Annotated in this window: 14 protein-coding genes and 1 pseudogene; 6 read left to right on the forward strand and 9 right to left on the reverse strand. The window is 67.5% G+C overall.

The window, feature by feature from the left end; all coding sequences use genetic code 11:
• A partial coding sequence (locus tag BLR02_RS27125; protein ID WP_143018345.1) for a transposase occupies nt 1-294 on the forward strand: 294 nt, incomplete at its 5' end.
• Nucleotides 295-304: 10 nt separating this feature from the next.
• Here the strand turns inward: BLR02_RS27125 and BLR02_RS29060 are convergent.
• From BLR02_RS29060 to BLR02_RS27150, 6 genes are all read right to left on the reverse strand, one after another.
• Entirely contained in the window at nt 305-529 is a 225-nt protein-coding gene (locus BLR02_RS29060) for a hypothetical protein (protein ID WP_143018346.1), read from the reverse strand.
• 572 nt (nt 530-1,101) lie between these two features.
• Nucleotides 1,102-1,956: a segregation and condensation protein A gene (locus tag BLR02_RS27130; RefSeq protein ID WP_090665359.1), complete on the reverse strand. Its 855-nt coding sequence runs from the start codon at nt 1,954-1,956 to the stop codon at nt 1,102-1,104.
• Nucleotides 1,946-2,542 (reverse strand): hypothetical protein, encoded by a 597-nt coding sequence (locus BLR02_RS27135; RefSeq protein ID WP_090665360.1) that lies wholly within the window; start codon nt 2,540-2,542, stop codon nt 1,946-1,948. The genes BLR02_RS27130 and BLR02_RS27135 overlap by 11 nt, the downstream gene beginning before the upstream one ends.
• A gap of 59 nt (nt 2,543-2,601) precedes the next feature.
• Nucleotides 2,602-3,615 (reverse strand): site-specific integrase, encoded by a 1,014-nt coding sequence (locus BLR02_RS27140; protein WP_245704990.1) that lies wholly within the window; start codon nt 3,613-3,615, stop codon nt 2,602-2,604.
• On the reverse strand, nt 3,612-4,004 hold the full coding sequence (locus tag BLR02_RS27145; RefSeq protein WP_090665361.1) for a type II toxin-antitoxin system VapC family toxin: 393 nt from the start codon (nt 4,002-4,004) through the stop codon (nt 3,612-3,614). The genes BLR02_RS27140 and BLR02_RS27145 overlap by 4 nt, the downstream gene beginning before the upstream one ends.
• A complete protein-coding gene (locus BLR02_RS27150) occupies nt 4,001-4,237 on the reverse strand; it encodes a type II toxin-antitoxin system Phd/YefM family antitoxin (protein WP_090665362.1) in 237 nt (78 codons plus the stop codon). Before BLR02_RS27150 ends, BLR02_RS27145 begins: the two co-directional genes overlap by 4 nt.
• Nucleotides 4,238-5,205: 968 nt before the next feature.
• On the opposite strand from BLR02_RS27150, the gene BLR02_RS27155 reads away from it, so the two are divergent.
• From BLR02_RS27155 to BLR02_RS27170, 4 genes are all read left to right on the forward strand, one after another.
• The gene (locus tag BLR02_RS27155) at nt 5,206-5,781 is read left to right on the forward strand and encodes an alpha-ketoglutarate-dependent dioxygenase AlkB (RefSeq protein WP_090665363.1); all 576 of its coding nucleotides are present in this window, start codon (nt 5,206-5,208) and stop codon (nt 5,779-5,781) included.
• A gap of 221 nt (nt 5,782-6,002) precedes the next feature.
• A complete protein-coding gene (locus tag BLR02_RS27160; protein ID WP_090665364.1) occupies nt 6,003-6,761 on the forward strand; it encodes a Crp/Fnr family transcriptional regulator in 759 nt (252 codons plus the stop codon).
• 98 nt (nt 6,762-6,859) lie between these two features.
• A complete protein-coding gene (locus tag BLR02_RS27165) occupies nt 6,860-7,654 on the forward strand; it encodes a PAS domain-containing protein (protein ID WP_218128094.1) in 795 nt (264 codons plus the stop codon).
• Nucleotides 7,636-8,613 (forward strand): ATP-binding protein, encoded by a 978-nt coding sequence (locus BLR02_RS27170; protein ID WP_090665366.1) that lies wholly within the window; start codon nt 7,636-7,638, stop codon nt 8,611-8,613. The genes BLR02_RS27165 and BLR02_RS27170 overlap by 19 nt, the downstream gene beginning before the upstream one ends.
• A gap of 38 nt (nt 8,614-8,651) precedes the next feature.
• Here BLR02_RS27170 and BLR02_RS27175 read toward each other — a convergent pair whose 3' ends face one another.
• The 3 genes and pseudogenes from BLR02_RS27175 to BLR02_RS27185 all read right to left on the reverse strand — a co-directional run.
• Complete coding sequence (locus BLR02_RS27175; RefSeq protein ID WP_090665367.1) at nt 8,652-8,993, reverse strand: cupin domain-containing protein; 342 nt, start codon at nt 8,991-8,993, stop codon at nt 8,652-8,654.
• Nucleotides 8,994-9,058: 65 nt separating this feature from the next.
• Nucleotides 9,059-9,823, reverse strand: a complete 765-nt coding sequence (locus BLR02_RS27180; RefSeq protein WP_143018347.1) for a Crp/Fnr family transcriptional regulator — start codon at nt 9,821-9,823, stop codon at nt 9,059-9,061.
• Nucleotides 9,824-10,066: 243 nt separating this feature from the next.
• Nucleotides 10,067-10,516 (reverse strand): annotated as a pseudogene (locus BLR02_RS27185) (transposase); the annotation flags it as partial.
• A 270-nt stretch (nt 10,517-10,786) separates the two neighbouring features.
• Here BLR02_RS27185 and BLR02_RS27190 point away from each other — a divergent pair.
• The coding region (locus BLR02_RS27190; RefSeq protein ID WP_143018348.1) for a transposase at nt 10,787-11,065 on the forward strand (279 nt) is incomplete at its 3' end.

Below are 11,065 nucleotides of genomic sequence, written 5' to 3' on the forward strand. Positions count from 1 at the left end.
TGTCTGCCAGACGTGCCCGGCTGGGTGGTCGGCGACCTCGGTCTTGCCTCCGACGCCTTCCGCGAGCGCATCTGGGCCATGGGCGCGCGGCCTGCGATCCCGCCCAGGCGCACCGACGCGCCAGTGGCCTGCCCGGACTGGGTTTACGCCAACCGGCATCTGGTCGAGAACCTCTGGGCACGACTGAAAGAGTGGCGCGCTGTTGCCACTCGCTACGAGAAAACCGCGCGCTCCTTCCTTGGCGTGCTCTGCCTCGCAGCCACCGCAGACTGGATCAAAGTCACCAAGCTCTAACAAGCCTTAGTCATTCCTCACGAACGCCTGGTTCAGCCTTACCGTTCGAGTCTTCCTCCACTTGCGCCGCCGCGGCTTCCGTCGCAGCGCGTTCGTCGCCGCCATAACCCGCCTTGGGCACCGCATCGCCCGCTTCGCCTGCCGCGCCCGCGTTGCCGGACGTTGGAGCTCCTTGGCTCTTTTCCTCCTCGGTCCAACCGGGCTCCCCGGTCCCCTTCCCCTTATCCTTCGGCATCTTCGGCTCCTTGCATAGGAGATCGAAAGGTTGAACGTTGGGAGCAGTTGCAATGTGTCGGGCGGCCAGTCACACCTTGTGAGCGGAACCGTAACTCCCATTCTCGATACCATTGACGTGACTAGATCGGAGATGCTGAGCGGCTTTGGCCAAGGCGGCATCCTGCAATCAGGGCCTGAGCCGTCAGTTACGAGGGCTCCAGAAGGTGCGGGAACTTGCGGGCAGAGAAGCTGATTGGGTTTGCAGCTTCGACCGGCAGGCGATGAACACGCTCAACGACGAGCCGCCACCCGGCCCAAAAATTCTGCAACTTCAACGCAGTAAAGCTTGAGGGTTAAATCGCCCTACCCTCAAGGTCCGGAGAGTCTCCGGCATTTCGGAGAGAAAACCCGGCCCCGTTCCGCTGCTGCACCATCAAGGTTGCCGCAGAAACCCAGGCCAAACCTGCGCCTCAGCGCGCTGGTCTGGTCAGGAGAGACAGGTTGTGTGGAGGCCGATTGGAGCGGGAGTGGAGATTCGAACCCTTGGCCCCAACCTCGGGCAGAACGTTTTCAAAAAAGGCCCGATCACCATCAGCCGTTTGGATTTTGACGTTGAGTTCCTGGACCGACCCTCAGTCGTTCGGCGCAGATGGTAATCGTCCCAAAAGCCTGCATTTGATCAAGATGTGCAACCCCATCACGGCTTAGCTCCAGCCCCGCCATCAGCGTCGTCGCCAACGCCGCCCGACGCTGCAGCCGTGAGCTCGCCCGCGCCTCGGACAGCGGCGGCAGGAAGGCGGCGAGATCAGCCCCCTCCCCTACCGTTGGCAGCAATTCGCGCATCCGCTCCAACGCATCCGGCACCCGCCACAGCGCCGGCGGCCGCGGCCGGTACACCCGGTCCCGGTGCGGCAGCACCAGCAGCCGCAGGCAGGCCCGCAGCAGTTCCGCCGTGTCCGCGGGTGGCGGAGCGCCGACGGTGGTGAGGGCGTACGGTTCGGCCTCGCCGCGGGCAAACACCTGCCGCCCTAGCTGTGGCCGTCGCTCGAGCCAGTCCGCCAGTCGGCTCGTCCACTCCCGATCAGCAAGCCGTCGCCGCAACCCCGCTGCCTCGCGCTCGGCCTCAACACTCTCCGCCGCCGCAGCAGGCAGTAGCAGACGCGAGCGCAGCAGCGTCAGCCACGCCGCCATGATCAGCCAGTCCGCCAGCCGTGGTAGCGGCACCGCCCGCCGCTCGATCGCCGCCGCGACCACCGCCTCAAACTGCTCGGCCAGGGTGGCGACCGAGATCTGCGCCAGGTCCACCCGCTGCGCCCGCGCCAGCTCCAGCAGCAGGTCGAGCGGGCCCTCATAGGCCCCCAGGCGCAGCGCCGGCGTGCCGCTGTTGCCGACTGCGGCCGGTGCGGCCTCAAGGAAGGCCTCGGCGCTGTCCGCCTCAGGGGTCATTGTAGTGCGGCTGCACCGCGATCTGCAGCCCGGGCCAGCGTTCGCGGAGCTGCCGTATCGCCGCCCAGGGCGTCCAATCGGCCGACCAGAAGCTCAGCCAGAGCAGGCCCGGGTCGCGCTTGGGCGGCTGGCCGCGTTTGGGCACCGGCAGCTCCACCACATGCCGCAGCGCCTCGGTCGTGCCCCAGTGCGACCACAACCAAGCCCGCGCTTCTGGATGCTCCGGCCCGAGCCGGAGCACCGCCTCCGGCACCGGCAGTAGCCGGTGCAGGTCGAGCGGGCAGGCCCGGCTCTCGCCCGAGCGCTCGGCCACCAGCCGCAGCCGCTCCTCGGCCGCGGTTCGTAACTGGCCGGCCAGGATGCGGGCGCCCTCGACGCTCAGGCTGCGGGTGAGTGGCGGTGGAGGCGCGACCAGCAGGTGGAACCAGTCCTCCTCGGCGCGGCCCAGGCTGTGCTGCCAGGGAATGACACCCGCCCCGGCAGCGACCCGACGGAAGGCCGCGACCTCGGCGGGATCGCCGGTGACGCGGAGGTGGTGGTACAGCCAATCCGTATGCGCCGGCGCCAGCACCTCAGCCGGTGACACGCTCCCCTCCCCTGTCCCGCCACCCGACTCCGGCAACCTCTTCCTCTCTTGGACACTGGTCACAGGTCGAGCAGCTTGCTGGCGCTCTCGGTGACCAGCTTGGCCCGGCGGACATAGCCGCGCATGGTCTTGAGGTCGCGGTGACGGGTATGGTCCATCACCTGCTCGTCGCGGGCGCCGGCCATATAGGCCTCGGTCACGAAGCCCGCCCGCAGCCCATGGGGCGACAGCCGCTCGGTGCTGTGCACCGTGATCCCGGCTGCCTTGGCCCGGCCCTTGAGAATGGTGCGGACGGCTTCGCCGCTGAGGCGGGCGTGCTCGATGTTGCCCCAGCGGTCCACCTTGCGGAACACCGGCCCGTACTCGCAGGCCGAGGCGGCCAGCCAGGCCTCCAGCGTGCGCACCGGGCAAGTCTCGGCCCGCTTGCCGCGGGTGATGCCGAGCTCGGTGCCCTTCCCTTCCTGATCGGTCTTCGAGCTGGGCAGCGTAAGGCGCAGGCCCTCGCTGGTGAAGCGCAGGTGCTCGCGGTCGATGCCGACCAGCTCCGACCGCCGCAGCGCCCCGGCAAAGCCCAGCAGCAGCAGGACGCGATCGCGGAGCCCGGTCAGGTCACCACCGCAGGCGGCGACCAGCTTGCGCAGCTCGGCCGAGGTCAGCGCCGCGGCCTGACGGCGGCGGCTGCCGTGCCGGCGGTAGATGCCGCGTAGCGTGGTGCGGATGGCGGGATGGCCGGCCGACCAGTCGAGCCCGCGCAGGCGGTGCTGCTGGCCGATGGCGGCCAGCCGGCGCTCGAGCAGGGAGCGTGAGTACAGGCCGGCCAGTGAAGCAAGATAGGCGGCGACGGCCGCTGGCTCGGCTGGCAGCGGGGCGCAGCCCGTCTCGCCGCACCACCCGCAGAAATGCGCCCAGTCGGCGGCATAGGCGCGGAGCGTCTCGGGCGCGAGCGCCTCCCTGGCATAGGCCTGGGCGGCGGCGAGGGCCGCGGCGCCGTTGGGAGTGAGGCTCCTGCCCGGTTCCGGCACCACCGTCGGCAGTCCGGCTGAGGCCGGTGCCGCGTTCCCCGCCGCGCTCACCCTCCACCATCCCGCCCGAACAGCCGCACGGCATAGGCGGCCATCAGCGGGTCGTCGCTCGCAAGCAGGAGGTCATCGATGCAAGCCTGCGCGATGAGCATGCGATCAAAAGGATCGGCATGGTGACGTGGCAGACCACCAGCCTCGATGGCGTGGGCGGCTGTGATCGGCAGGTGATCGAACCCAGCCCCGTCCAGCACGGCATCAAGGCGCTCCAGCGGGAAGGTGAGCCGCCCGAGGGAGCGCTTGATGGCAATTTCCCAAACCGACGCCGCGCTGACGAGGATGGTGTTCCGCGGCGCGAGGATCGCCTCGCGCAGGCGCGGCTGCAGGCGATCGGGCCAAGTGACCGCCCAGATGAGAATATGCGTATCGATGAGCAGCTTCATCGCCCCTCGAACGCCTTGGCAACATCGTCCGGCAGTGGATCGTCGAAGTCGGGCCCAATCCAGACCTCGCTGGCAAGCTGGCCGAGCGCCCGTGGCTGGGTGCGGGTCGCAAGAGGTACCAAACGGGCGAGCGGGCGGCCGCCCTTGGCGATAATGATTTCCTCGCCGGCTGCGGCGCGGTCCACCAGGCGCGAGAGCTGGGTCTTGGCGTCGTACAGGTTGACCTGGCTCATTCCGTTGCTCCTGACCAAGCTTGGTCTGTCAGTATGGCTAACATCATGACCAAGGTTGGTCAATACCGCGAGCCCTCCGCCGCTCCGAGAATTTGGCGGTTATCCACGATTGCGGCAAGCCCTGCGTCACTTGCGGTAAGCGGGACTTACCGCAGGTAAGCTGGCGCTGCTGCAATCGGGCTGCGGGCAAAGAAAAGCCGCCCTTGTGGTCCGAAGGACGGCTTTGAAGGTGGCTTTGAGTGAACCCTCGAAGTTCCAGCCCGAGCCGACGTGGCCGCGCTGGTTCGCCACCATACCACTTCATAAGCGAAACGGTGGCGCCGCATTTGGCTTGTAGGCAAAGGAAAGGCCGCCTGTTGGGAGCCAGGCGGCCTTTAAGGTTAGGGAGGAAACGTCGTCAGTAGCTCGCCAACGCCCCTTTTGTCGGGCCGGTTCGCTAGCATTCCACAGGTGATGCAGGGCGTTCCGCATCCGCACCCACAGTTGCGCTGCCGCCCTCAGACGGCAGGCAAAAAGAAGCCCGCACTCCCTGACAGAGAGGCGGGCTAGTGCTGGAGGTATCTGTTTTGCATCAACTGCTGAGGAGTGGGACCACCTCGCTTTCTCACAACCCCTGACACAGGGAACAGATCCTGAATATTGCGTTTTAGGATTGTAAAACCGCTTACTTCAAGTGAGGTTGTTCCCGCTGCTCAGCATGTCTGATGCCTTTGGATGCTTGGCGACGGCGATCCCGGCACCTCGGCCGTATCGAGTGGCCGAAAAGGCAAGCCGCAGTCGGTAGACCTGCTAACCGTCCGCGCGCCGGCCGGCGGTCGAGTTGGGTGGAAAGCGGCGGTTCGAGGCCGTCTCCAAAGGCGATTGGTCGTGCGGCAAGAGTGGTCGCCCTTCTTGATCAGCCTAAGATGGAGTGCGGGGGCAGTCGCTGCTGATGTAGGCTGCGGGCACTGCTTCCAGGGTCGCGGCACATGCCGGCCAGCCAACTCGATCTTTTCGCCCCGGCGCCTGCCTTGCCACCGGGCTTCCAGTATTGGGACGAGGCGATCCCGCGGGAGGAGGAGCGCGCGATCCTCAAAGCCTTCGCAACGCTGGACTTCGCCGCCTTTGCCTTCCACGGCCATGTCGGGCGGCGCCGCGTTGTCTCTTTTGGCTGGGCCTATGACTTTGAGCGTGAGGCCATCCGGGACGCGCCGCCGATCCCGCCCTTCCTGATCGCGCTGCGCGAGCGCGTTGCGACCTTCGCCGGCCTTGCCCCGCAGACACTGAGCCAGACCCTGGTCACCGAATACCCGCCCGGTGCGGCAATCGGCTGGCACCGCGACAAGGCTGTGTTCGGCGATGTCCTCGGCGTCTCACTCGGCGCTCCCTGCCTCTTCCGGCTGCGACGCCGGGCCGGTGCCTCCTGGCAGCGCACCTCGCTGCGCCTCGAGCCACGATCCGCCTACCTGCTGCAGGGGCCGGCAAGGACAGAGTGGGAGCACAGCATCCCACCCACGGAGGGGCTACGGTGTTCGGTAACCTTCCGCACCCTGCGTGTCGCCTGACGCCGGTCCTCCTTGCCAGCCGCGTCGGGGCGGGAAGCAGACATCCGTCTGGCCGAAACTTAACACAGTATAGAGCGGTCTTGGGCGCTCCCGCCTAGAAGCGGTGATGTTGGTAGCCTCGCGGAGCAGAAAGGGTGACGGGAACGGACAGGATTTCCGCCCCGGCTGCGACGGGAAAGGCTTCGAGCTTCCACCGCTTTTGCCCTGAGGGAGGTCCTGCAATGCCGATCGGGGTAGAATGGCCCGCCATCGGGAGCGCTCTGGTATCGGCTGGGGCACCCCTCCTCCGGAACCGGCTGCTCGCCGCGCTGGCGCAGAGCGACTTCGACAACCTGCGGCCGCACCTCACCCTGGTGGGGCTGGTCGATGATCAGACCCTGTTCGGGCCCGGCGAGGTGATCGAGCACGTCTACTTCGTCGAGCAAGGTGTGGTGTCGTTGGTGGCGGACACTGGAGCCGACGATTTGGGCATCGAGGTGGGCATGATCGGCCGGGAGGGCATGGCCGGCGTCGCTTCCGTGATCAGCGACCGCCCGATCGCCTTCCATCACACCAGGGTTCAGATGCCCGGCTCGGCCTTGCGGATGCCGGTCGCGTGCTTCCGACGCCTCCTGGGCAGCGTGCCGGCCCTGCGCGAGCGCTGCCTGTGCTACCTGGATGCATTCGTCATCCAGATCGCCCAGACCGGGGCCTGCAACGGCCGCCACCACCTGCCCGAACGTTGTGCGTGCTGGCTGCTGGCAGCGTGTGACCGGGCCGAAGGCCCCGAGATGCCGCTCACCCATGATACGCTGTCGGCGGCGTTGGGCGTTCGCCGCTCGGGCATCACAACCACTATCGGCGCGCTGCAGGAGGCCGGATTCATACGGTCTGGCAGGGGTAAGACGGTGGTGCTGGACCATGCCGGGCTCGAGCGAGCCGCCTGCGGCTGCTACCGGCTGGTCCGGAACCAGTTCGACCGCCTGCTGGCATGTCCATAGTGCGCGAGGATCGACTCGCCCAGCCGCGCTCCCGGGCAGCCTCCGTTCCAGGAAACTGGTCTTTTGTGACCTCCGGGTCCGCAGCAAGGAAACCCGGCATGTCCACCCGAGAACCCACCCAGTCCGACGACAGCGACCTCCGCGCCCGGATCGCTGCCCTGGAGGCGGAGAATACCGCTCTACGCGCCCAACTCAAAGGCCACCAAGCCGCGGCGTCGATCGTGGGAGCAGAACGCGACGCCGGTCGCGCACGGGCTCAGGAGCAGGCCTCTGCCGGCACTGCCGATCGTCTTGCGCTTGGTACCCTGGAGCAGGCGAACGCGGCGCTCCGCCTCGTCAATGCTGAGCTGACCGAAAGCCGTGCGGCGCATCACGCGGGCGAGCAGCGCATGCTGCTCATTCTGGAGAGCGCAACCGACTTCGCCATCATCACTACCAACCTAGACGGGCACGTCACCGGCTGGAACAGTGGCGCACGTAACATTTTTGGCTGGGACGAGGCGGAAGTTCTTGGCGGGGGCGCCGAAGTGATCTGGACCCCCGCGGACCTGGCGGCCGGGGCGCCGGAGGCGGAGATGCGCAGCGCGCGGGAGCAGGGCCGCGCGGCGGACGAGCGCTGGCACCTCAGACGGGACGGCTCCCGATTCTGGGCCAGCGGGCTGATGACGCCGATGCGCGACGGCGCCGGCACGCTGCTCGGCTACCTCAAGATCCTGCGCGATCGCACCGGGCGGCGCGCCGTCGAGGCAGCGCTGCGCGAAAGCGAGAACCGCTTCCGTACTCTCGCCGAGTCCAGGGCGTCGCAGGCGGCCTGGAGACGGCGCGGCGCCGGATCGCGCAAGGCCGCGCCGACGAGGCGGGGCGCTACCTGGAAATGGCGCGCGAGGCGGTAGGCCGGGCGGCGGGGCTGACACGGCGCCTGCTGGCCTTCGCGCGGCGGCAACGGCTCGACCCGAAGGCGATCGGCCCGGACGGGCTGGTCGCGGGCATGGCGGACCTGCTCCGCCGCACGGTGGGACCCGGGGTCAAGGTGGAACTCGACCTGCACGGCGGCACCGGGAGCGTGTTGTGCGACGCCAACGAGCTTGAGAGCGCGCTGTTGAACCTCTGCATCAACGCGCGCGACGCCATGCCCGAGGGCGGGCGACTGACGATCGGCACGGCGGACACCGAGCTGTCCGCGGCGGACATCGCAGAACAGGAAGGTGCGGCGCCCGGCGGTTACGTGGTGATCTCGGTCACCGACACCGGGGAGGGGATGCGACCGGAGGTGCTGGAGCGCGTCTTCGAGCCGTTCTTCACCACCAAGCCGGTGGGCCAGGGAACCGGGCTGGGGCTGAGTCAAGTCTACGGCTTCGTGCGGCAGTCCGACGGGCTCGTCCGGCTGGAGAGTGCGCCCGGGCAAGGTACGACCGTGCGCCTCTACTTGCCGAGACAGGAACAAGCGGAGACGGTCGGGCCGCCGCCAGCGGCTCCGGTTCTCGAGCGGGCTGCCACGGGGCAGACGGTGCTGCTGGTGGATGACGAGGACGGAGTGCGTGGCCCGGCCGCCGAGCGGCTCCGCGAGTTGGGCTACCAGGTTCTGGCGGTGGCGGACGGGCCGGCGGCACTGCGGCTCCTGCAGGCCTCCTCACGCGTGGACCTGCTGGTCACCGACGTGGGCCTCCCGAACGGGATGAATGGTCGGCAGGTGGCCGAGGCGGCGCGCGAGCGGATGCCGGCGCTGCCAGTGCTGTTCATCACCGGCTATGCGGGCTCGGCGCTGCCGGCCGGGGTCGAGGTGATCGGCAAGCCGTTCGAACTCGACACCCTAGCGCAGCGGGTCCAGGCAATGCTCAGGACCGACCGGTAGCCACAAATCGGTGGTGCCGCCGCTCCGAGCCGGTGCGGTCAGTTCTGGGGGCCGGCAATGGCCGGACCGGGCACTGCCGAGATACGCCAAATCTTGATCTCACCATCCAGACGCTCGAAGCAGTGTGGCCGGCCGTTGGGCACGAACAGCACGTCACCGGCAGTGCACTCCAGGGCCGTGTCACCCCAGCGGAGCGCGCCATAGCCGGATGCGATGACATAGACGGCGTCGGTGAGCCCGTCATTAGCGTGCCCGCCCCCCGCGCGGTCCAGCCCGCAGATTTCGAGTACACTGCCTTCGGAAGCGCCGTGGACGCATAGCGCCTGCCCCACCTCGGACCAGGGTAGCCGCTCCGCGGCTGCGGTCAGGTTGATCGGCACTCGCTGTTCAGGGGACGACATGGGCCAACCTCGGGCAGGCGCCGGCGGGCACCGTTGGGGGTGCTTCAGATAAGGCCCTTGAGCCGCTTACCGGCTTCGCTGTCCGGCTCATCCTTCGCGCGGTCGAGGTGCAGGTAATTCGCCTCGAACTGGGCCGCCTTTCGCAAGCCGGCGGGGTCGAGCACTGTCCAGCGCTTGCCTTCGACGGCGATCAGCTTCTCTTCCCGGAGACGCTGCAACATGCGGTTGACGTGGACCGGCGTGAGGCCGGTGGCGTCCGCCAGGTCCGTCTGGGTAATCGCTAAGTCGAAACTCTCGTCATCCATGACGCCGACCGCCCGTAGACGGAGAAGGATCTCGTAGATCATGAAAGCGATTCGCGAGTAGGCGTCGCGGCGGCCCTCGTCGATGATGCGTTCGCGCAACACGCCTTCGTCCTGCAGCGTGTTCCACCAAAAAGCGAGCGCAATGCCCGGCCGATTGAGCAGCAGGTCCTTCATGGTGTCGCCTGGGATCGAGGCGATCACGCTTGGCATCAGCGTGCCGATGCTGTGGTCCATTTCCTTGAGGATGAAGATCTCGGAATCGCAGGGATCACCCGCCACCAGGAAGGCCATGATCTGCCGCCTGCCGTCCTGCAGGATCTTGTAGCGGCACGCTAGGCCGGAGATGACGACGTGGATGTCAGGTGAGTGCTCGCCCTCGCGGACGATGTCCTCGCGTGCCCCGTACTGCTGCTGGCGCTTGGAGGTGAGTTCGCTCAGCAGCCGCCGGTCCTCGTCGGAGAAGCGCCTGAACTGCTCCAGTTTCATGACGAATGGACTGTCCAAGGGGCCCCTCCTTGCCGTTGCTCCCCGGCTGCTGCTTTACCTCGTGGGACGGCAACGCAGAAAGCAAGGCTGGTTTGCTCCCGAGCCAGGATGAAACGGTCAGGGCAACTCGATCCTGGACCCACTGAGCCCTGCCCGTGTTCCGGGTCACGCAATCCGGACATACTCCGGGCGTCCGAGCTCGAGCATGCGGTTCAGCACGTGGGCGGCGATGGCCACTTCGGTCGCTTGCCGCTTATCCATCTACGAGCGCAGCCCGCCGCCGATGACGCATTTCCTGCGCGCGATATCGGCCTGCACCAGAGCACGCCAGTTGTACCCTGATGCCTTCTGCCAGCCCATGCGGCCGCGCTCGGCGATGAGCTGCAGATGCCGGTCCCGCTGTGTCGGCGCGGTTTCGGCGGCGTCACTCGGCACCGCGCTCGAGCGTGGCGGGACGAAGACGGTCGCATCGGGATGCCGCGCCGCGACCTCGGCATAGACCTTGTCCCGGTCGTAGGCGCCATCGCCGGTGAAGGACGCCACAGAACCATCGACCTGGTCGAGCAAGGGGCCGACCTGCGAGCCATCGTCGGTATCCTTGTCGGTCAGCACCGACGCGCTGATCCGCCCGGTGTCGGCGTCCGTGGCGAGGTGGAGCGTCTTCCAGGCCCGGCACCGCTTGGTGCCATGCTTCTCCATGAGCCACTCACCGGGACCGCAGAGCCGCTAACTTGGTCTGCGCGGCACTTATCGCAAAAGAGCCAGCTGTGGTGCTGGTCATGCGGCGCCCGGGTCCAGTTGACAGTGGCGTCTGGCATCCGAGCGCCAGAGGCCACGATAGCGGGAGGGATGACTATCGGAAACCATGGACGTCGTGGTTCAGGGTTAGCCGCCCTCATAGCCTTGAGAACCGTCTGAGGTGGTCCCTGGATTTCGGACAGGCGGGTAAGCTCGGTTCGCTTGTGAGAAGGATGGCCCTGGATGACGGGCAAGCGGACGCGGTACTCGGCGGAGTTTAAGGCGAAGGTGGCGCTGGAGGCGCTGCGGGGTGAGCTGACGACGGCGCAGCTGGCGGCCAAGCACGGCATTCACCAGACGATGGTGGGTGAGTGGAAGCGGCAGGCCATGGAGGGGCTGACGGCGGTGTTCTCCGGCAAGGCGGCGGCGCCGGAGAGCGCGAAGGTGGCCGAGGCGGAGGTTGAGAAGCTGCACGCGAAGATCGGGCAGCTGTTGGTGGAACGGGATTTTTTGGCGAAAGCG

It is taken from the genome of Belnapia rosea, from assembly GCF_900101615.1.
Classification (GTDB): domain Bacteria; phylum Pseudomonadota; class Alphaproteobacteria; order Acetobacterales; family Acetobacteraceae; genus Belnapia; species Belnapia rosea.